General features: G+C 38.6%; 2 protein-coding genes and 1 pseudogene. All 3 read left to right on the top strand.

What is annotated here, in order from left to right; translation table 11 throughout:
* Positions 1-120: 120 nt before the first annotated feature.
* A pseudogene (locus CK510_RS33780) lies at positions 121-282 on the top strand (tetratricopeptide repeat protein); the annotation flags it as partial.
* A 3-nt stretch (positions 283-285) separates the two neighbouring features.
* Positions 286-1215 (top strand): tetratricopeptide repeat protein, encoded by a 930-nt coding sequence (locus CK510_RS33775; protein ID WP_245912508.1) that lies wholly within the window; start codon positions 286-288, stop codon positions 1213-1215.
* Positions 1169-2128, top strand: a complete 960-nt coding sequence (locus CK510_RS33770) for a CHAT domain-containing protein (RefSeq protein ID WP_245912507.1) — start codon at positions 1169-1171, stop codon at positions 2126-2128. The genes CK510_RS33775 and CK510_RS33770 overlap by 47 nt, the downstream gene beginning before the upstream one ends.
* Positions 2129-2153 lie beyond the last annotated feature (25 nt).

The following is a 2153-nucleotide window of genomic DNA, read 5'->3' as shown; positions in this document are numbered from 1 at the left end:
TGCGATCGCTCGAAATTTCGCACTTAATTTATTCCGTGACAATATGTTTGAAAATATGGCGCAAGCTCAACGGTTGTCTTCCTTTGGGTTAGACACACTTCAGCAACTTTTTAGAATGAAATAGCCCTGCTTAACAGCTTAAGTCTATTCTACGCAGAGCAAGGTAACTATCCAGAAGCACAAAAACTTAGCCAACGCGCTTTATATATTCAAGAAAAAGCATTTGGTAAAGAACATCCTGATGTTGCATCAAGCATCAATAATCTCGCTGAAATCTACAAAAGCTTGGCTAAATATAACGAAGCCATAGAATTACACCAACGCGCTAAAGCAATTAATGAAAAAGTATTTGGTACAGAACATTCCCAGATAGCATATAGCCTGAACAATTTAGCTGGTGCATATTTAGCCCAAGGGAATTATCCAGAAGCACTAAAGTTATATCAAGAAGCTTTGAGAATTAACAAAAAGGCATTTAATGATGAGCATCCCTTAGTTGCTCAATCACTGCAAAACTTGGCTAATCTATATAGTGACTTGGGGAATGATAAAGAGGCTGAAGCTTTATACAAACAAGCTTTAACTGTTAGCGAAAAGGTGTTTGGTAGTAATCATCCTATGATTGCAACAATCCTTAGTAATCTTGCATCTACTTACTACCACCAGGAAAATAATACTGAGGCAGAAAAATTGATGCAACGTGCTTTAGACATCCGAGAACAGGTATTTGGTGTTAATCATCCTGATGTTGCCCTCAGTCTGAATAATGTAGCTCTTTTATATAATAACCAAGGCAAGTATAAAGAATCTCTTCAGCTTTTACAACGTTCTTCAGGTATCTTGGAAAAAGTATATGGCACTAATCATCCCCAAGTTGCACTAAATTTAAGTAACCAAGGTTGGACTTATTATCTTTTAGGAAATAATCAAAAAGCACTGGAACTCTTACAAAAATCGCTTTCGATGACAGAAAGCTTTTTTGGCTCCCAACATCCAGGTGTTGTTAAAGATTTAAGATTACAAAGTTATGCATACCATGCTCAAGGTGATATAAACCGTGCCATTGAAGTGAGAAATCGCAGTTTAGATATTAGCGATCGCAATCTCAATATTATCCTTGGTATCGGTTCAGAACGCCAAAAACAAAACTATATGATGGCGTTAATCAGTGATTCAACCAGCACCACAGTTTCCTTACACCTCCACACCCAATAATTCCGAAGCTGCAAAACTCGCTCTCACCACAATCCTTCGCCGGAAAGGACGTATACTTGATGTTCTCAGCGATAGTCGTAGCTGGTTACGACAAAACCTCAACCCAGAAAACCAAAAATTATTTGACGAACTCACAACCATCAGTTCCCAACTTGCAAGACTCACGTACACTGAATCTAGTAACTTTGGTCAAGAATTTGCAAAACTCCAAGCTGAGTACGACAAATTAGAAGCAGAACTCTCCAAACGTAGCAGCGAATTTCGCACTGTCACTCAAATCACCACAATTGAATCAGTGCAAAAATTAATACCTGCTGATTCTGCATTAATAGAATTTACGCTGTATCAACCCTTAATCAATCCCAAAGCCGGAAAAAAGAGCGATCGCTATGGCAAACCTCGCTATGCTGCCTACATTCTGACATCCCAAGGCTCAACCCAATGGGTAGATTTAGGGGAAACAGAAGCAATTGATAAAGAAATTGCCGAATTTGGTACAATTCTGCAAAGCAAATCCCGCGATGTTAAACCAGTTGCGCGTCGTCTGGATACCAAACTCATACAACCTATCCGCAAATTATTGGGTGACAAGCGAAAACTGCTACTTTCTCCCGACAGCCAACTTAATTTAATTCCCTTTGCTGCCTTAGTTGATGAAAATAACCGCTACTTGGTAGAAAATTATACTATTAATTATTTAACAACAGGGCGTGACTTACTGCGATTATCTAATCAGCCATCTAGTGTGCAACCACCCGTGATGATGGCGAATATTGATTTTAATAACGCAGCAAACAACGCACCTATACCCGTAGGTAACAAAGAAGATTTAAAACGCTCCTCAGAAATCAACAGACTCACATTCAGTAAATCACAAAGTTTTTTCCAAGGCTTATGCTCATTCAATCACTAAGTATAGTTAAGTAACTTTATACACT

Origin of the sequence: Brunnivagina elsteri CCALA 953, assembly GCF_002289455.1 — a bacterium.
GTDB classification, from domain to species: Bacteria; Cyanobacteriota; Cyanobacteriia; order Cyanobacteriales; family Nostocaceae; genus Brunnivagina; species Brunnivagina elsteri.
This window is presented reverse-complemented; position numbering and strand designations above follow the sequence as displayed.